Here is a 19,658-nt window from a genome sequence, read left to right on the forward strand (position 1 = left end):
CAGATTATGAATCGGTTTCCAGAAAAATTTGATAGATAAAATAATTTTAACAAAAGTTTCCAAATGGTAAATTTACAAAATTGCTAATTGTAAACTGTCAACTGAAAATTTGTATTTATGAATTTGCAACTTAAAATATGGAGACAAAAAAATGCTGCTGAACAAGGAGCTTTTGAATCTTATAATGTTAAGGCTAATGAGCATATGTCATTTTTAGAAATGCTGGATGTTTTAAATGAAAATCTTATTGAAACAAAGAAAGATCCGGTAGCATTTGATCATGATTGTCGGGAAGGGATTTGTGGAGCATGTAGTATGGTTATCAATGGAAGGCCACATGGGCCAAATGGAGGTACCACAACCTGCCAATTGCATATGCGATTTTTTAAAGAAGGCGATCAAATTACAATAGAACCATTTCGTGCAAGATCTTTTCCAGTTATTAAGGATTTAGTGGTGGATCGGAGTTCTTTTGATCGAATTATTCAGGCTGGAGGATTTATATCTGTAAATACAGGTCAGGCAATGGATGGAAATGCTATACCGGTGCGTAGAGAACAGGCATCCAAAGCGTTTGATGCAGCTGCTTGTATTGGCTGTGGTGCATGCGTAGCAGCTTGTCCAAATGGTTCTGCTATGTTATTTACAGCAGCAAAGGTGTCCCATTTAGGCCTTTTACCTCAAGGAATCATAGAACATCCAAAGCGTGTACAAAACATGATTAAGCAAATGGATGACGAGGGCTTTGGTTTTTGTAGCAATGTTGGCGCCTGTGAAGCTGAGTGTCCAAAGGAAATAAGTCTTGAGAATATAGCCCGATTAAATCGTGGCATGATCGCTGCTGTTTTAAGTTCTGAATAGAAATAATTTTCTGGATTGATTTATAGAATATATATTTGCAGTCCGTTTTAAAAATGCCTCCTTAGCTCAGTTGGTTAGAGCGTCGGACTGTTAATCCGCAGGTCCTTGGTTCGAGCCCAAGAGGAGGCGCCAAAAGCCCAAAGGGATTTTCCTTTTGGGCTTTGTTTTGTATATAATATATTGAATATGAGTATTTTAACTATTGGGACCATGGCTTTTGATAGCATCGAAACACCCTTTGGAAAGGCTCCAAATGTAATTGGTGGCGCCTGTACATACATAAGTTGGTCTGCATCTTATTTATATAATCAGATAAATCTTGTTTCCATAATAGGCGAAGATTTCCCTCAAGATGAAGTTCAGGCACTTATAAATCGCGGTGTAAATGTAGATGGATTGGTTAGAGTACCCGGAAAAAAATCTTTTTATTGGGCAGGCAGATACCATTCTGATATGAATGGCAGAGACACTTTGGTTACCGATTTGAATGTATTGGCAGATTTTAATCCAATACTTCCAGAGTCCTACAAAACAAGCGATTATGTAATGTTAGGAAATTTGACCCCAGAAATTCAACTTTCAGTCTTAAATCAACTTACGAAGCAACCTAAGCTAATTATTTTGGATACTATGAATTTTTGGATGAATAACTCCTTAGAGACGCTATTGAAAGTTATTGCCAGAGTTGATGTTTTAACTATAAATGATGAAGAAGCCAGGCAATTATCCGGAGAACATAGTTTAGTAAGAGCTGCTGCTAAAATCCATGAAATGGGTCCGGCGTTTTTAGTTATAAAGAAAGGAGAACATGGCGCCCTTTTATTTCATAATGGCCAAATTTTCTTTGCACCAGGCTTGCCCGTTTCAGATGTAATTGATCCTACGGGTGCGGGTGATAGTTTTGCCGGTGGAATGATTGGTTATTTAGCTAGGACCGATGATGTTAGTTTTCAAAATATGAAAACAGCCATTATTTATGGATCAACCATGGCTTCTTTTTGTGTTGAAGATTTTAGTTTAGAGAATCTTCGAAACTTGACCCAAGCACAAATTCATGAAAGATTAAGACAATTTGAACAATTATCTACTTTTCAAGTGAAAGAATTGGAAATATTGTAAGTTGATAAATTGAATTTGTGAATAAACAGATGGCAGTATTTTATTAAGAATTATGAGCCATTTTCTATCTCAATTATAAAAATTTCTATTGCCTTATTTATCAAAAAAAAATAATTTTATTTTTTTAATTTTAGAGAATTTCATACTTCCAAATTAGCCAGCTGACCACATGCAGCATCAATGTCTTTTCCTCTACTGCGACGAACAGTTATCATAATGCCATGTTTGAGTACTTCTTTTGCAAATTGATTTATCCGATCCGTAGATGACTTTTCAAAATCTAAACCGCGGACAGGATTATATTCTATTACATTTACCATCACAGGAAATTGAGAACAAAGCCTCACCAGGTTTTTTGCATCAGAAGAATGGTCATTAATTTCATGGAAGGCAATATATTCGAAGCTCACACGATTTTTTGTTTTTTGGTAATAATATTTTAAAGCCTCCATCAAACTTGCAAGATTGTTAGTTTCATTAATAGCCATTATTTGATTTCTTTTCTTATCATCTGCTGCATGTAATGACAAAGCTAAATTAACTTTTGACTGATCATCGGCTAATTTTTTGATCATTTTGGCAATTCCAGCAGTAGAAATTGTGATCCTTTTTGGAGCCAGATTTGGCCCTTTTCCGGAGGTCAAGCGTTCAATACTATGGAGTACATTTTTATAGTTAAGTAAAGGCTCGCCCATACCCATATAAACTACATTTGTTACCGGTTTTCCATAAAGTTCCAGACATTTTTGATTCACAATAAAATATTGATCAAAAATTTCAGACGCAGTCAGTTGTCTTAATAAACCCATTTGTCCGGTAGCGCAAAAAGCACAGGATAAACTGCAGCCTGCTTGCGAAGAAACACAGACAGTAAACCTATTTTCATCAGAAACAGGAATTAAAACGGATTCAATAAAATATCCATCGTGTAATTTAAACTTAAACTTTAAAGTACCATCATTGCTAGTTTGCATTTTTTCAACTAAAACAGAAGGTATAAAAAAGTGTAAATCCAACAATTCACGTTGGTTCTTTGACAAATTACTCATTTCTTCAAATTGTCGTACCCCATGTTTCCAGAGCCATTCTTCAATTTGTTTTAATCGATATTTCTCCCACCCAAGCTTTGATAAAGATTGATATAGTTGTTCTTGATTCAGGGCTAATATGTCTGTTTTGTTGATATTCATGGAATCACAAAAATAATACTTAAAAATTCCCAATTCATAAAACAATAATTTTGTTTACTTCGTATATTATTCTGGTATCCTAATTTGACCTATGAAATCGTATTTATCCGTTTTATGTATTAGTTATTTTTGTGTTTTAGGCTGTAGTCCGACAAAACCAAAAAGCGACTTTGAAAGCTATCAAAGGCCCCAAACACCAGATTATAGCCTTGAAAAATATTGGGCAGCTTTACCCCAAAAATTAGATTCAGCAGATCGGGCACCAGCAGGTTTGAAGGATCAACAGATGCTTTCTCAAGCTGATGTATTTTTCTTATATCCAACTAGTTTCTTAACAAAAAAAGGACATAACCAATGGAATGCAGATGTTAATGATACTGAAATTAATCAAAAAACAGATGCGTCAGCAATTTTGTATCAGGCTAGTTTATTTAATGAGGTTGGTAAAATTTATGCACCGCGGTATCGTCAAGCACATATTTTTGCATTTTTTTCGGAAGATACTGTTTCTGCCGCAAAAGCTCTTGATTTAGCTTATTTGGATATTAAAAATGCGTTTGAATATTATTTAAACAATTATAATCAGGGTCGACCAATAATTTTGGCAGGTCATAGTCAAGGTGCGGCACATTTGATCCGTTTAATGAAGGAATATTTTGATAATAATGAATTGCGAAAAAAACTTGTCGTCTCCTATGCAGTTGGATACCCAATACCATTGGAAGCATATAAAATTCTAAAACCTTGTAAAAATGAATTCGAAACAGGGTGTATTTGTAGTTGGAGAAGTTTTAAAAAAGGCTACAAAGCAGAATTTCAAGAAGCAGAAAAACCTGTTGTTATTACAAATCCATTAATTTGGACTACAGAAGAGAATATTTATGCAGATAAATCTAAAAATCTAGGTTCGGTATTGGATAATTTTTCAAAAGCTCCTGTTCCGAATATTTCTGGAGCGCAAATTTATAAACATATTTTATGGGTAGATAAACCAAAATTTAAAGGCAGTTTCTTGTATCCATTTTCAAATTTTCATCGGGGTGATTTTAATATTTTTTATATGAATGTTAGACAAAATGCCATGCAACGTTTAAATGCATTTTGGAAGCAATGATTTATTTGTTGCAATGTTTGGAACCTCCATTAGTATTAAGATTTTAAGTTCATTATCTATTGCCTATTGTCCATTGACTATTGTCTATTATTCATTGCCTATTGTCTATTGACTTTTGACTATTATCTATTGACTTTTGCCTATTGCCTATTGCCTATTGCCTATTGTCCATTGACTTTTGCCTATTGTCAATTATCTATTGACTTTTGACTATTGTCCATTGCCTATTATCTTTTGCTTATTATAATTCCAGTTGTATGAATTTATTAAATTCTATTAATATTTTTAGTCAATTGCAATCGCCCATTTTCAAGGATCGAAATAAAATAGATACCCGGAATCAAATCATCCATTTCTATTTTATTTACCCCTTGATACAATTTAACAGACTTAAGTTTTAATCCCATTTGATTGTAAATATGCGCTGTCATATTTTGAGGATTGTAATTGCTGATTTGTATTTCAAGAAATTCTTTACAAGGATTGGGTGCTAATAAAACACTTGATTTTATATCTATTTGAATGCCATTATCTTCAGTTCCAACCGGACCGATTTGAATGTCTTTGCATAAAGTATCTGAGCCGTGTTTATTTTTTGCAATTAAACAAACCGGGTAAATACCATTTTTTGTAAAAATATGTTCCGGATTTTTTAGTGCACTGGAATTCTTGACACTCGTTGGATCTCCAAAATTCCAGGTCCACTCCAGAATATCGGTATAACTCAGATCTGTAAAATCAAAGCGAAGGTAATTGATGCTATCCTGGGCATATCTCCATCGGGCAACCGCAGATTTGTCGATGCCCAGGGTATCGCAAGGACTGTCGTCCCAATCGAAGATTCTAAAATGTGGAAAATTGGGCATGGATTGAAAATATGTGGATGGCAGTAAAATATCGTGCTGTTTTAAATTGCAGGCTTTACCGGGTAAATCCGGATTGTGAATGACGTGTAAGAAATTGGATTCACTGTTGGTTATGCCATAAATTTTATGATCAGGAGCCAACATCAATTGATAGAATGTTGAAAAAAAAGTATATGGTAATTTATAATGATCAGTAGTATCGATTAATGTATAGGAGTTTGAAATATCAGGTGCATCCAGATTGTATTGATATAAGGAAAAATCTGCAGAAACATAAAGCAATTTGCTATTGGGAGAAAAACAAACACCACGGGGATAATTTCGATTGTCGCTGGCTGGATGATTCAAAGATTTGTAATCAGACAAAATACCAGTACATCGATCAAATCGAAATAAATTCACTCCATTGTATTCTGATACTAAGGCATACCAATTGCCATCCAGAGAAAATGCTGCTTGAGCAGTCCAGTATTGATGAGTCCAGGTATTCCCAATGGCTTGTTTAATAGGGCCTATTATTCCAGCTGGAGTGAAAAGGTATTTGATAAAATTATTACTCGATGATTCATGCATTACAATCCACCAATCGCGACCATTACCATGTTTAATTGCCTGAATGCCGTCAGTAATAAAAGATGTATCAATAACATTACTTTTATTTGATATCTTATAAGAATCATAATTTACTGCTGTAATTGTAGTTAAATTTAGTTTTCCTAAGTCAAAATTGTCAGTTAATCCACCATGAAAGATGCTAAATGTATCCTTACTAAAAGGCTGTAGAATCAATGTTGAAGATTTTGTTGGGTATGCTTCTAAAACACCTTGGCAATAGTCAATATTAATTTGTCCTAAATTTAATTTATCTGAATTTGGAATTACCAAATGATTGTTATTAAATATAGCACAATTATTTGTATATAAACACAATTCTCCTAAATTATTACAAATAGAGCTACAATCAAACAACCTCGTATTTATATTAAAGTATTGTACATAAGGAAATTCGCTAGAAAAATCAATCATACTCCCACCAAAATGATCAACCGGCCTATTTGGGCCATGTCCAAATAACCAAATGTTATCTTGTTTGTCTTGTGCAAATATATTGGTCAATAGAAATACTAATATAATTACTCTTGCACATTTCATATACTCGAATTTAAAAAATGCCTGGCTATAAATTGATTTATAACCAGGCTTTAATTATAACTATTGTTTCAAAATTTTCTTAAATAACCGATTGACAAGCGTACTAATAAACAAGTTTAAATAAAATTGCCATTAAAATTTCACCAACTTCTCACATTTTACCTCAATTCTTTGCTCCATAATTTTAACAATATAAACTCCATTAGAAATAGAATTTAACTCAATCTCATTACTTCCTGCATACAATCGTTTTGTTAGTATTAAATTTCCGTTTACATCATACAAATAGAGAAACATCTTTTCTGGATTATAATCCAAGACATTGAGTATAAAATAATCTTTACAAGGGTTTGGAAATATTTCGATCTTAATTTGATCTTGATCATCGATTGTCGTAGTTGTTCCTATATTCAAAATCTTGCATAGTGTATCAGCTCCATTCTTATTTTTTGCAATCATACACACTTCATATATACCATTTTTGCTATACCGATGGATTGGACTTTGTGAATTACTCGTCATCCCATCTCCAAATCTCCATTCCCATTCAGTAACTTCATAAGCACTAAGATCTGTAAACTCAAAATTTAGATAATCAGTCGTATCTTGATCATGTCGCCACCATGCCCATGGGATATTATCTATTCCTAATGTATCACACAAACTGCCATCAAGAGGGCCTAGGCGATAGTTTGGCATATTGGGAATTCCGTAACCTCCCAGAGTTTTTAAGGCAAAACTATTAGATCGTGGTATACAAGCCTTTCCAGGCTCATTCGGTTTATTGATACGGTGCATCGCGAAATTACTGTATGCATTAGAAATGTATATTCTACCATCAGGACCAAGTTGATGTAGGTTGTATTGTGAACCCCATTGAGTTTGACTCTCAATAGTGTCTATTAATTCAGGAGAATCAAAGGATTGCAAATTTTCTAAATCCATTTGATATAGATTCTTTTGTTCACTGTAATATAAATATCTTGAATTTGGAGAAAAACTTATTCCTGAAAAACTGGAGGTTGGATAATTATCCATCCTTATAAATTCAATTTCTCCAGTACATCGATCAAATTTATAAAGCTTTATATATAATCCTTGTCTGAAATCAATGGCATCCAATAATGCAAAATACTCTCCATTAGGAGAAAAAACAACTTGGCCATATCCTTCTTTTATATTTGGACCAATATTTTGTGAACTAATTAGAATAATGCCCTCTGACGTTAATAAATATTTATAAAATAAATTTGTATTTTCCTTATTTAAAATTATCCAATAATCTCTACCATTAGCATGCTTACAAGCGGTTAAACATCCACTATTTATGGTGTCATGAACGACATTTCCTTTATTAATGACTTTTTCTGAGAATTTATCAATTAATAAGTAATTCAAATCAAGTACATGAAAATGTGGGGAATTTAATACAATATTAATATAAAATAAATAATAGCTCGAATCTGAATTTGGATTATTTAAAAATAATACACCTTGAGGTTCATGAAGTCCATCCCAATACTGAATCCCTAAATTAGTAGCTCCTAGAACTTTTTTAAAATTTGCATCTTCTACATCATAACCATTGGTATAGTATAATAAATTCCCTTCCTTATCTGAAATGGATGCATTGGCTTCAAAAATAACCATCTTTCCTTGTGGTGCAAAACTTACCATTGGATTACCGCTATTAAAATCTACTAATGTAGTTCCAAATCTTGGGTCACCTTTACCTCCATCATATCCAAAAACCCAATTAAAATCATACCGTTGGCTATAGCCAACGGTATGATTTAATAAACCAAGGACAATTATTATAGTTCTTGTTATTCCACTCATTCGATTAATAATTTTTTTAATATGACCTTGCCATTTAAACATTCAACCCTCAAAAAATAAATGCCACATTTAAGATTGTCTGTACTTAATTTAATCAGATCTAATGATTTTGTATTTAGCTCATTTTGAATATATCGACCATGAATATCCAATACTTCAATTTTTAGAATGCTAGTCTCTCTATTTAAATTTTCAAGGATAACCCAGCTTTTGGTAGGATTAGGGTATAATCTGATTCCATTTTCATGGTCTATATTTTTAGAACTCATTACTACCGGCTGAGAAGGAGGACAAAGTACATCATCATTGAATTCATAATCAATCGTCTTAGCATATAACATTCTTGCAACAGATACAGCGTAGGAATTCTGACGATTTACAATTCTATTCATATCTCAAAGCTTCCACCGGGTCTAAGTTGGCAGCTTTTAAAGCAGGGTATAAGCCAGACAAAATACCGACGATCATACAGACAACTAAGCCTAATATAATCCAGGCCCAAGGAATAAAAAATGCACCTCCAACAATTAATGTTACGATATTTCCAACAGGAATGCCTATTAATATACCAAGGATTCCTCCAAACTGACAGATGATAATTGCTTCTGTTAAAAATTGATAAATAATATTTCTTTTCGTGGCACCTATAGCTTTTGCAATTCCTATTTCTCGGGTTCGTTCTGTTACAGAAACTAACATGATATTCATTAAACCAATGGCAGCGCCTAATAATGTCATTAAACCTATGGCAATGGCAGCGGCCCGAAGTTTGACTGTATTTTCTTTTAAAAACTCTACAATACCATCACTTTTAAAAATTTCAAAATCGCTTTCTTCATAAGGTTTTAATTGCCGAATTACTCTCATAATTCCAGTAGCATCTGATATCGTATTTTCCATTTGCATTGCGTCGGATACCGCAACATCTAAATCGTAATTTGCATCTGCATAACCATAATCAAATTTTGCTCTTAAAAGGGGAATAAAAATTCTCCGATCAGCACCTTCATTCATACTTGCTCCTTTTGATTTTAAAACACCGACGATCTGATATTTCTGATTATTGATAAGGATGGTTTGATTAATTGCTTTTTCGGCCAAATCATTAAATAATCGCTTTACTATTTCAGCTCCAATGATTGCTCTCGGACTACCATTTTCCAATTCATGATTTGAAAAACTTCTTCCATTTGAAATTTCATAACCGGTGACTTTGAAATAATTTTCATCGATTCCGCGAATTCTTGTGGTAGGATTTGTTTTCTGATTTTCAAATTGCACTACAGCATTTCCACTTGCTCCAAAGGATACAGTCACAAAGCCTTTATTTATAAACCGTTCTTTAAATTCAATGACCTGAGTATATTTTAGAGGTGGAGATTCCTTGTAATTTTGTCCGCTGCCATGTCTGCGAAATTCAGTTGATTTTCGATCAATACTAAAGCTATTCGCCCCTAAGTAGGAAAAATTGCTACTCATACTGTAGATCATACTATCGATAGATGTCAAAATACCTACCAATGCCATGATTCCTAAAGCAATTATCAAAAGTGTCAAAACAGACCTTAATAAATTCGCTTTGACATTGGAAAATGATAAAAGGAATATTTCTTTATATTTCATATTCTATTTCAAAGATAAGCGGTACTTAATCAACCGACTTCTTTTTTGTATTGAAGCGGCTCACTTTTCGACGAATTGGAATTATTAATCGAGGATAGCAGTTTGACTTAAGTTAAGCAAATCATTATGAATAAACGAATTGGATGCTATGATATGATGTGAATTTAAAATGTTTTCGGTCTCCCCATTAAAATTTGTGACACGACCACCAGCTTCCCGTATCAATAATATTCCTGCGGCCATATCCCATGAATTCAAACGAGTTTCATAATAACCATCAAAGCGCCCACAGGCTGTATATGCAAGATCAATAGCAGCAGAACCTAATCGACGAACGCCTCTGGATTGATTTAATACAGCAACCAGGATTTGAAGAAGATTATCCATCCACTTTCTTTGATATGGAAAGCCTGTTGCAATGACAGATTCATCTATACGTTTTACCGCACTAACACTTATTTTTTTTCCATTGCAATAAGCTCCTCCATCCTTCCATGCATAAAAACATGCATCTTGCATGATGTCGTGCACAATACCAATTAACAATTCATTCCCTCTCACTAAAGCAAGACTAATTGAGAAGATTGGAATCCCTTTTAAAAAATTCGTAGTGCCATCTAAAGGATCAATAATCCAGGTATATTCACTTACCAGATCAATTGAATGGGTTCCTTCTTCTGTAATAAAGCTACTTTTCGGAATTAATAAGGACAGTTCAGAAACTAGTTTTTTTTCTGTTTCAATATCAACATACGAAACTAAACTATGTTTCTCTTTTTCTTGAATCTGTTCATCTGTCACTTTACCCAATTCTTCTTTAATAAAAACAGACGCAGCTTTAACAATGCCTACTGCTTTGCAGCAAATTTCCTCAATAGCTATGGTGTTATTCATATAAATTGTATTCTGTGTAAAGTTACATTAATTTTTAACCTTCCAATGAGTTGCAAAGTCTGTTCTGAATTCATTTACTACCATTTGCTGTTTGAAATCCAACAATCCATATAGGTGGATTTTAATTTACCGGAACTTTGTTTTGAATTGCTAAGTATTTTCGAACACTTGAATTTAAGTCAGCTCATAAGCCCAAGGCGTATTGAAAGTTGGATTGTATTAATAATGGATGCTTATTGAATTTTAAACCAGAACTATTTTTTCAAATAATCCCGGCTTGTTATATTATAGCTTATAAGGATCCTTATTTTTTTAGTATAAATCGTATAGGAATTGAAAATCGATTACTCCATGAATTTTCACTATGATCGTCTCCTTTGAAAATTAAACTTTTATAATTTATTTCGGTGTAATTATTTTCTTTGAAATACTGATCCGCTTGTAATTGGTATACCCGATAATTTAAATCCGATCCTAAAGTGCCATAATCAAAATAAAATCGATGTGTTTTTGAATCCGGGATTTTATTTTTGAGATACATAAGGATATAGGGTGCAATATTTTCATTTTTATTTTCTAATCCAACAGGCCAATGCGTGGACATACAAATTGCGCTTGAAAAAATATCCGGGTATTCACAAACTGCATACAAGGAAATCAAAGCACCCATACTAGATCCTGCAATAAAAGTATTTTCTGGTTTTGTTAGGGTAGCATACGTTTTATCTATAAAAGGTTTTAGCTCTTTAACTAAAAAGGAAAGATAGTCATCTCCTAAAAGCTTATTTTCAAGTCTGTTTTTAATAAAATATGTGCTTAGTGCTTTTGGAAGATAACGGATTGCTTTTTCAGGACAATATTCAGTTCGCCTGAGTTTGGAGTCATTCCAAATTCCCACGACAATGCAGGCTTTGATTTCTAATCGATCGATAAGTTCTGTAAGGGTTTCATCTATCTTCCATTCCTTGTGATTCCAGGAATTTGTTGAATCAAACAGCATTTGTCCATCTTGCATATAAAGGACCGGGTAGCGTTTAGTGGTGTCGTAGTGCGGAGGTAACCAGACATCTATATTCCGAGCTTTTACAAAAGTTGATTTGAATTTTTCATGACGAATAATTTTTCCGAATGCAACCACTGGTTTTTGAGAAAAGCTGTAAGCTGTACAAAGTAGCATCAGGAAGCCAGATAAAATCCATTGAACCATAGTTTCCTTAAAGTATCTTTATTAGACTAATTCTTTTCTTAATCGTGCAACTGGAATATTCATTTGTTCCCGGTATTTTGCAATTGTTCTTCTCGCAATATTATAACCTTTGCGCATCAAGAGTGACTTTAATTTTTCATCACTTAAAGGTTTGCGTTTGCTTTCATTCTGAACAAGGTCGGAAAGAATTTTTTTAACTTCTAAAGTAGATACTTCATCTCCTTCTTCATTTTGCATAGATTCTGAAAAGAAATCTTTTAAGCGCTTTGTGCCGAATTCAGTTTGAACAAATTTGCTGTTTGCAACCCGTGAAATTGTAGAAATATCTAAGGATGTTATTTCTGCAATATCTTTTAAAATCATGGGTTTGATTTTTTTCTGATCGCCCGTCATGAAATACTCTTGTTGATACTGCATGATGGAATACATCGTACGGTATAAGGTGTCCTGACGCTGTTTAATAGCATCTATAAACCATTTTGCACTTTCTATTTTTTGTTTTATAAACAATACAGCTTCTTTCTCTTTCTTATTATTTTGTCCTGCTTTTTTATTGTCTTTATAATGACGCAACATATCTAAATATTGATCATTAATTCTTAAGTCCGGAGCATTGCGACTATTTAAAGACAGTTCGAGTTCTCCATCGCGATTTGTAATCGTAAAATCAGGTACAATAAAATGGCCAGCAACTGAAGACGTTTGTAGCTGATCGACATAACCGGAAGACGGTTTCGGATTTAATTTAAGAATTTCATTTACAGCTACCTTCAACTGTGCTTCTGTAAGGTTGAGTACTCTTTGTAATTTAGTGTAATGCTTTTTTGTAAACTCATCAAAATATTTTTCAAGTATAAATTCAGTTAACCTTAAAACTTTTAATTGAATTTTAGTGGTGGTTAATTTAAGTTTCACCCGAATTTGTAAAAGTAAACATTCTTGTAAAGACCGTGCGCCTACACCAGGCGGGTCAAAGGATTGAATTTTACCTAATATTTCAAGAATTTCTTTTTCTGTTACGGTAATGTTTTGAGAAAATACTAAATCATCAATGATAGCGTTTGGTTCTCTTCTTAAATATCCATCATCATCAATACTTCCAACAATTTGTAAGGCAATTTTAAATTGATCTTCATTTTTAAGTTTTAGGAGACCAATTTGCTTTCTTAAATGATCGTGAAATGTATTTTCAACAGCAATTGGAACGGAGCGATGTTCTTCCTCCTGGGCGCCATAATCATCGCCTTTATATTTATAGGAAGCGGTATTATCATCCATATAATTGTTGAGATAATCATCGAAACTATCACTACTCATGAGATCTTCCTGACTATTATTGTCAAGCCGATCCCGGTCTTCTGTTTCAAAATCATATTCTAAATCCGAACTATTATCCTGCTGATCCTGATCATAGGGTTCATCCTGATCATTATGTTCATCCAGAGCCGGGTTGGATTCCAATTCTTCCTGAATCCTTTGATCTAATATGGAAGTAGGAATTTGCAACAACTTCATTAATTGAATTTGTTGAGGCGATAATTTTTGTAAAAGACTCTGACTTAAATGTTGTTTAATCATGAATGAGGACCTTAGAAATTAAAACAATAAAAGCTCCGGCTTGGTTCTGGCATAATCTCATGAAAAATCCATGTAAATATTTTCAGATCGTCAGCTTTGGGAAACTTCGTAACATTGCAAGGCAAAAGTAATTAAATTTTACTCATATTATAAAAATATTTAATATATAATTTTATGTCAAGTCCAATACCAAAAAGAATTGCCGGTCTTAGATCGGCTATGTCCCGAGCTGCTATTGATGCCTACATCATTCCTACTGCAGACCCTCATCAAAGTGAATACGTCCCTACTTATTGGGGTACCCGGGAATGGATTACAGGGTTTACAGGTTCAGCAGGTTCGGCAGTAATTACTGCAAATCATGCAGGTTTATGGACGGATTCCAGGTATTTTCTTCAAGCAACCAGTCAATTAAAAGGTACTGGCGTGCAACTTCATAAGTTGGTTGCACAAGCCCAAGCAGAATATATTGACTGGATTTGCAGTCAATTAAAACCGGGCCAAACAGTAGGTTGTGACTTTTGGTGTTTTTCACTGTCACAAATTCAAGCTTTTGATAAGAAATTAACGGAAAAGGGCTTGCTTCTAAAGGATTGTGGTGATTTATTAAGCGAAGTCTGGGAAAATCGCCCGGAACTTAGCAGAGAAGTTGTTTATGAACACTTGGTAAAATTTGCTGGTAAGACCAGAGAAGTCAAATTAAATTTTATTCGGGCTGAAATGAAAAAGCTTCAGGTAGAATATTTTCTTATAACAGCACTAGATGAAATTGCTCATTTACTAAACCTTAGAGGAAAAGATGTGCATTGCAATCCAGTTTTTATAGCTTACCTACTTTTAGGACCCGAACGTTCTGATCTTTTTATTGCTGAAGGAAAAATAGATCCATCATTAGAATTGAAATTAAAAGAAGCTGGAATTGAGTTAAAACCTTATGAGGAGATCAATTCAGCCATCAATTCTATAAAAAAAGGTAATCGGGTACTCATTGACCAATCTACTTTGAATGCTAAGCTTGCATTGCAACTTCCAAAAGGATCCTTAGTGAATGAGGCAAGTCCGGTTATGAAACTGAAAGCAATAAAAAACAAAGCTGAAATTGGGCATATTCGAAAAGTAATGGAAAAGGATGGAGTCGCACTACTCAAAGCATTTATGTGGCTTGAATCCATCTTGAAGAAACGAAAAAACTGTACTGAATATGAATTTGCTCAAAAAATTGGTGAGTTTAGAGCGGCCAGACCAAACTATGTAGGTGAAAGTTTTGATGCAATTGTAGGGTATCAAGAGAATGGAGCCATCATCCATTATAAGCCTGATGAAAAAAATTCAGCTACTATTAAGTCAAAAGGAATCTTATTAGTGGATTCAGGTGGGCAATATTTGGATGGCACAACCGATATTACCCGAACGATCGCGTTAAGTAAGCCGGGTCCTGAAGTTAAAAAGCATTTTACTGCAGTTTTGATGGGACACATTGCTTTAGCAGATGTGGTTTTTCCAGAAGGGACAAAAGGAATCCAGTTAGATGTCCTATCCCGCCAATATTTATGGAAACAATCCTTAAATTTTGCTCATGGTACCGGTCATGGAGTTGGTTATTTTATGAATGTACATGAGCCACCTCAAGGCTTTGTTAGTGCCTGGAATCAAAGAGGACAAACGGAAATGATGGAAGGGATGCTGACATCTAATGAACCAGGATATTATAAAGAAGGCTCCTATGGGATTCGAATTGAAAATTTAGTATTAAATGCATTCCATTCTAAGGGTCCTACAGGCAGATTTCTAAAATTAGAGACGGTAAGTTTATTTCCTATTGACCTAAATCTAGTTTATACTCCTATGATGAACCGGCAAACAGTAGATTGGCTAAATGCCTATCATAAAGAGGTTTATAAGCGTTTATCGCCACACTTGGATGCAAAAGAGAAGAAATGGTTAAAACAGAAGTGCAAAACATTATAAAAATGGAAGAAATTGATGGGCTTTACCTTGCAAAACAAGCATTTTTGATTTTACTTTGCAGCATTAAAGACAAATCATGGAAATCCAACAACTGAAAAAGGGCAGCAAAGGAAGATGTTTTGTATTCTTCCTGGTGTTTCTCTTCTTATTTATAAGCCTCTTAGTATATATCTATAATAAGAACTTTCAACTAAGCTTTTAAACGAAATTAGTCTTCTTCGTTTTCAAAGAGTAAGATCGTAGCAATCTCGTATTGACCTTCTTTTACATAAAGGTCAGCTGCGGATTTATTAATAGGTTTATTCATAACCATTGCTTCAATTCCGTTTTTTAAAAGTTGAAGTCTTTTAATTTCGGCCTTATAAGCATCGGCCAAGGACATGATTTTTTTCCAACCTTGCATGGTGTTTAGTTTTACATAAGAACAAATTTATATATGTTTTTTTATTAATATGTAATATTATTTAAATTATTTTCATAAAAATGCATTTTTTTCCTATTTTTTATAGGTTTAGCTATTTTTCAAGCAGTTTATTTAATTTATACTACATATTTTTATTTTATTTATGGCTAATTCGTTGAAAAATTAAAGACATATTTTGCTTCAAAATATATCATTTCATAAAAAAAGGAACTTTATATTCTAATCATTCGTATAGAAAATCAGATCTTTACCTTAATTCAAACGATAATATCATCTGCATGCATTTAATGAAAAATAGCTGCTTTTATGGCCTGATTATTTTTTTAACAACTTCTAGTTTAATCGCCAACCCAGGAAGCAGGATTTGGAATGAATTTCAACAAATTCAAAAACAAAGGCAAAGTTTTAAAAATTATAGCTTCCTAAAACAGGAGTCACAACAACGTTCTAATTTATTTCTGGATAAAGCTCCCAAGTCAAGTTTCTGGAATCTGGATTTATCGGAACTGCAAAATATCCAAAAGGAACAACCAGAGTTTCTATTAATTGATTTAAAAGATTATCAACAAACTGAATTTCAATTACTTCTAATAAAGCAAGTAATTTATAGTGAAGATGCCAAGGTAATTACTTCTGATGACCCTAATAAGGGTGAGGTTTTGAATCAAGGGATTCACTATCGTGGAATTATTAAAGCTTATCCAGGATCCATCGTTGCCTTGAGTATTTTTGGAGATCAAATCATGGCAGTCTTGTCCACACCGGATAAAGGGAATATCGTCTTTGGAAAAATGAATGCTGAAAGCCTTCATGCCGAACAGGATTTGCCACATGTACTCTATTATGAAAATGATTTACCCGTAAATTCTGGTTTTCAATGTGGAACTTCAGATGTACATCCAACAGATATTGAGGCGGTTTCGCTTGTTGCTCCAGATACTATTTTCAGTAATCATTGTAAGACCATTAAAGTTTTTTTGGAATGCGATTACCGTTTATATACCGATCGAAATAGCCAGAAAAATCAAGTGACGACTTACATTTCTGGATTATTCAATGTTGTAAAAACGCTTTATTATAATGAGTTTGTCAATATTGAGATTTCAGAAATCATGGTTTGGACGACACAAGATCCTTTTTTGCATACCGATCTTCAATCCATTATTTTTAATTATACCAATTATCGCAAAAATAATTTTAATGGAAATCTGGCACAATTAGTTACGACCTACCCACCTCAACAACAAGGGGGTATCGCTTGGTTGGCAACACTTTGCCAGCCGTATAATGGGCAATCAGGTCCACATTCGTTTGCATATATTTATAATTCATATAGCAGTTTGCCAACTTATTCCTGGAGTGTTGAAGTGATGGCTCATGAAATGGGCCACAATATGGGTTCTCCTCATACACATGCCTGCTATTGGGGGCCGAATAGAAATACAGCCTTAGATAATTGTCAGCCACCAGAAAATAATGCTTGTTCTGTTGGTCCTCCAGCAACTGGAGGTGGCACAATTATGAGTTATTGTCACCTTACCGGGTATGGTATTAATTTCAGTAAAGGATTTGGAGATGAACCTGGAGATTTAATTCGTGCAAGTGTAGAATCTAAATCATGTTTAAGTGCAAGGTACACTCCGATTATAGTACCAAATATAGTAGGCCCGTATTTTGAAGGTGACACGATTACATTGAAAGCAAGACCAGGAAAGTCTTCTTATGATTTTGATTGGTTTCATTATGATTACCTAATGCCTTCTCCAAAAGATTCTATTTTAAAACCACTTTATAGTGGTATTTATAAAGTAGCGATCTCTGATCGGTGTACAGAATATTCCATTCCTGATACCGTTCATATTTCAGATTTTTTTGTAAATCTTGGCTGTCCGGTAATTCCTGGAAAACGCGATTCCTTTGTGGTTTCATTAACGATGAATGCAGATCAAGGAAGTCTTAGAGACAGCGTCCAGATTCCAGATAGTTTATTTCAAAATATTCCAGCAGGAGTGCGGGATGTATTAATAGAACTTCAAACTAAAATTGCACCCCAAGGAAGTTCCTGGACGCGGGATGTAATAACAGCCTATCAAAGCCCTGCAAATATAGGTATCTTGAATAGCCGTTATGTTCCTAATGCAGCTGAACCTGCATTATTTAATGGGGTTAAAACCTATAAGCGAATCCTCGGTCGATTTAACCCAAAAGGTACCTGGTATTTTACTACGAATGATAATAAATTTGACAACGGTGTCGATGCTAAAGTTACATTTTCTATTGTGCTGTCGTGGCGAGAAAAGGATTCTGTAGCAGTTTGTGATATTCCTTTATGCAATGGTGTGCCCAGAAACTTTGATGCAGCTATAAAAAATGCGAAATATAAATGGTCTACAGGGGATACCGCCCAAACAATAAGTGTGCAATCTACAGGGCCTTTAAGTGTTGAAGTAAGCAGAGGAAATAAAAAAACTTCACACACGATTAAGCTCTATAATTATATAACAAATTATCAACAACAATTTACGATTTGTGATGGAGATACCCTAAAAGTGGGCAAGAAAAATTATACCAAACAAGGAATTTACAAGGATACTTTAAAATCTTTTAATGCATGTGATAGTATTCTCGAGACCACAGTAGCGATATTGCAAAAGAAGAAGACCTATGTGGATACATTTATTTGTTTTGCTGATACATTTAGAGGCATGTCGTTTATTAAAGATACGATTTTAAACTTTCCTTATTTATCTGCAGATGGATGTGATAGTAACTATATTGTAAATTTAAAAGTAAATCCACCCTTTGTTATATTAGCAAATTCTATTGCGGCATGTCCAGAAATTGGTGGATCCTTAGAAGTTTTGGTCTCTGGTGGTTCTGGAAGTAATTACCAATATGAATGGTCTCATGGGGAGCGAGCTTCATTTATAGATAGTTTGCAAGCAGGAATCTATACCATAAAGGTAGTTGATTCAAGTGGATGTTTTGTGCAACAAGAAGTTGAATTAAAGAATTTGGATTCAGTTGGATTCCTAAGTCTTGTAACAGATGTAAGTTGTTTTGGCAAAAATGATGGTCGAATTTCTATTGATTTTATTTCTGGTGTTTCGCCTTTCAATATTAGTTGGAATAATGGCGCAACTACACAAGAATTATTGAATTTGCCAACTGGTAAATATACTATTTTTGTCAGAGATGCTCAAGGTTGTCAGTCTCAACGCGAAATTAGCATAGGATCTCCTGAATTGTTATTTGTAAATTTAGATTTAACAGGAAGTACAGGAAATGACGGTACCGCAAAAGCTACTATAACAGGTGGTATAAAACCTTATATTTATTTATGGAGTACTGGAGAAACAGATGCTGAAATTAAAAATTTAAAACCTGGAGATTATTGGCTTTCTATTATGGATGAGAATGGTTGTGAAGTTCTGAGTCAATTTACAATTCAGCAAATTATTGCAACCACTAAATTGGATATTGGAAAGGCTATAAAATTTTATCCAAATCCTGTCAATGATCAGCTTTTTATTGAATTTAATAATTCTGGCAAAGATCCATTTATTGCATTTCAAATTTTAGATGTATATGCAAGGCCATTGCAAAAGGGTAATCTAAAAGAGGGAATCAATGTTATTGAAGTTGGAAATTTGCACACCGGAGTTTATATTTTGGAATTCCGCCTGGCCTCTGGTTTGATCAGGAAGACGTTTGTAAAAGTATAAGATTAATCTCTGATTAAGTATTGTATAGCGCCTTTTTTTAGCTTTCTTTTTGCTGGTTTAATTTAATTATGAACCTTTTTAAGTGCATCGTTTTAGTA

General features: G+C 33.9%; 14 protein-coding genes and 1 tRNA gene. 6 read left to right on the forward strand and 9 right to left on the reverse strand.

Going from position 1 to position 19,658, the window contains the following annotated elements; translation table 11 throughout:
- Nucleotides 1-117: 117 nt before the first annotated feature.
- The 3 genes from IPO86_04680 (at nucleotide 118) to IPO86_04690 (ending at nucleotide 1,980) form a co-directional block, all read left to right on the forward strand.
- Complete coding sequence (locus tag IPO86_04680; protein MBK9727399.1) at nucleotides 118-861, forward strand: succinate dehydrogenase/fumarate reductase iron-sulfur subunit; 744 nt, start codon at nucleotides 118-120, stop codon at nucleotides 859-861.
- 55 nt (nucleotides 862-916) lie between these two features.
- A tRNA-Asn gene (locus IPO86_04685) sits at nucleotides 917-993 on the forward strand.
- 54 nt (nucleotides 994-1,047) lie between these two features.
- Nucleotides 1,048-1,980, forward strand: a complete 933-nt coding sequence (locus IPO86_04690; protein MBK9727400.1) for a sugar kinase — start codon at nucleotides 1,048-1,050, stop codon at nucleotides 1,978-1,980.
- 140 nt (nucleotides 1,981-2,120) lie between these two features.
- On the opposite strand, the gene rlmN is transcribed toward IPO86_04690, so the two are convergent.
- The gene (rlmN, locus tag IPO86_04695; protein ID MBK9727401.1) at nucleotides 2,121-3,170 is read right to left on the reverse strand and encodes a 23S rRNA (adenine(2503)-C(2))-methyltransferase RlmN; all 1,050 of its coding nucleotides are present in this window, start codon (nucleotides 3,168-3,170) and stop codon (nucleotides 2,121-2,123) included.
- 91 nt (nucleotides 3,171-3,261) lie between these two features.
- Here rlmN and IPO86_04700 point away from each other — a divergent pair, with 91 nt between their 5' ends.
- On the forward strand, nucleotides 3,262-4,284 hold the full coding sequence (locus IPO86_04700) for a DUF3089 domain-containing protein (protein MBK9727402.1): 1,023 nt from the start codon (nucleotides 3,262-3,264) through the stop codon (nucleotides 4,282-4,284).
- Nucleotides 4,285-4,550: 266 nt separating this feature from the next.
- On the opposite strand, the gene IPO86_04705 is transcribed toward IPO86_04700, so the two are convergent.
- From IPO86_04705 to rpoN, 7 genes are all read right to left on the reverse strand, one after another.
- Complete coding sequence (locus IPO86_04705; GenBank protein ID MBK9727403.1) at nucleotides 4,551-6,302, reverse strand: PKD domain-containing protein; 1,752 nt, start codon at nucleotides 6,300-6,302, stop codon at nucleotides 4,551-4,553.
- Between the two features lie 132 nt (nucleotides 6,303-6,434).
- On the reverse strand, nucleotides 6,435-8,141 hold the full coding sequence (locus tag IPO86_04710) for a T9SS type A sorting domain-containing protein (GenBank protein MBK9727404.1): 1,707 nt from the start codon (nucleotides 8,139-8,141) through the stop codon (nucleotides 6,435-6,437).
- Complete coding sequence (locus IPO86_04715; GenBank protein ID MBK9727405.1) at nucleotides 8,138-8,533, reverse strand: T9SS type A sorting domain-containing protein; 396 nt, start codon at nucleotides 8,531-8,533, stop codon at nucleotides 8,138-8,140. The genes IPO86_04710 and IPO86_04715 overlap by 4 nt, the downstream gene beginning before the upstream one ends.
- The gene (locus IPO86_04720; GenBank protein ID MBK9727406.1) at nucleotides 8,526-9,764 is read right to left on the reverse strand and encodes an ABC transporter permease; all 1,239 of its coding nucleotides are present in this window, start codon (nucleotides 9,762-9,764) and stop codon (nucleotides 8,526-8,528) included. The genes IPO86_04715 and IPO86_04720 overlap by 8 nt, the downstream gene beginning before the upstream one ends.
- 84 nt (nucleotides 9,765-9,848) lie before the next feature.
- Nucleotides 9,849-10,646, reverse strand: a complete 798-nt coding sequence (locus IPO86_04725) for an inositol monophosphatase (protein MBK9727407.1) — start codon at nucleotides 10,644-10,646, stop codon at nucleotides 9,849-9,851.
- A 316-nt stretch (nucleotides 10,647-10,962) separates the two neighbouring features.
- Nucleotides 10,963-11,865, reverse strand: coding sequence for an alpha/beta hydrolase (locus IPO86_04730; GenBank protein MBK9727408.1), 903 nt, complete (start codon nucleotides 11,863-11,865; stop codon nucleotides 10,963-10,965).
- Nucleotides 11,866-11,886: 21 nt separating this feature from the next.
- The gene (rpoN, locus tag IPO86_04735) at nucleotides 11,887-13,443 is read right to left on the reverse strand and encodes an RNA polymerase factor sigma-54 (GenBank protein MBK9727409.1); all 1,557 of its coding nucleotides are present in this window, start codon (nucleotides 13,441-13,443) and stop codon (nucleotides 11,887-11,889) included.
- Between the two features lie 174 nt (nucleotides 13,444-13,617).
- Here rpoN and IPO86_04740 point away from each other — a divergent pair, with 174 nt between their 5' ends.
- On the forward strand, nucleotides 13,618-15,411 hold the full coding sequence (locus IPO86_04740; GenBank protein MBK9727410.1) for an aminopeptidase P family protein: 1,794 nt from the start codon (nucleotides 13,618-13,620) through the stop codon (nucleotides 15,409-15,411).
- A gap of 208 nt (nucleotides 15,412-15,619) precedes the next feature.
- Here the strand turns inward: IPO86_04740 and IPO86_04745 are convergent, their stop codons facing one another.
- Nucleotides 15,620-15,814, reverse strand: coding sequence for a hypothetical protein (locus IPO86_04745; GenBank protein MBK9727411.1), 195 nt, complete (start codon nucleotides 15,812-15,814; stop codon nucleotides 15,620-15,622).
- 308 nt (nucleotides 15,815-16,122) lie between these two features.
- Between IPO86_04745 and IPO86_04750 the strand changes: the two genes are divergently transcribed.
- Nucleotides 16,123-19,560 (forward strand): hypothetical protein, encoded by a 3,438-nt coding sequence (locus IPO86_04750; protein ID MBK9727412.1) that lies wholly within the window; start codon nucleotides 16,123-16,125, stop codon nucleotides 19,558-19,560.
- The last annotated feature ends 98 nt before the right edge of the window (nucleotides 19,561-19,658 follow it).

The sequence above is a fragment of the Saprospiraceae bacterium genome, from assembly GCA_016717265.1.
Classification (GTDB): domain Bacteria; phylum Bacteroidota; class Bacteroidia; order Chitinophagales; family Saprospiraceae; genus Vicinibacter.